Origin of the sequence: Flavobacterium sp. RHBU_3 (assembly GCF_046613565.1) — a bacterium.
Taxonomy (GTDB): domain Bacteria; phylum Bacteroidota; class Bacteroidia; order Flavobacteriales; family Flavobacteriaceae; genus Flavobacterium.
The window spans coordinates 1-249 of record NZ_JBKJHC010000052.1; the positions used below are offsets into that span (position 1 = coordinate 1).

Below are 249 nucleotides of genomic sequence, written 5' to 3' on the forward strand. Positions count from 1 at the left end.
GGAAAAAAAAGAATCTCTTCGCATTTACGAAAAGGAAATTTTAGGAGTTGAGTTTACACTATTATAGTGAACCGTTCTTGTAACTGTTAACTGTACACTGTTAACTGTCTACTAAAAAGTACGGGGGATTAGCTCAGCTGGCTAGAGCGCCTGCCTTGCACGCAGGAGGTCATCGGTTCGACTCCGATATTCTCCACGAGTCAGTTGATTCGTTTATGCGGTAATTTGTTAATTCGATTTTTCGAATAA

At 40.2% G+C, this 249-nt stretch carries 1 tRNA gene; it reads left to right on the forward strand.

The features are described 5' to 3' along the window. The first annotated feature begins 122 nt into the window (after window positions 1–122). Window positions 123–196: transfer RNA gene (locus ACLI1A_RS19605), tRNA-Ala, on the forward strand. Window positions 197–249: the final 53 nt, after the last annotated feature.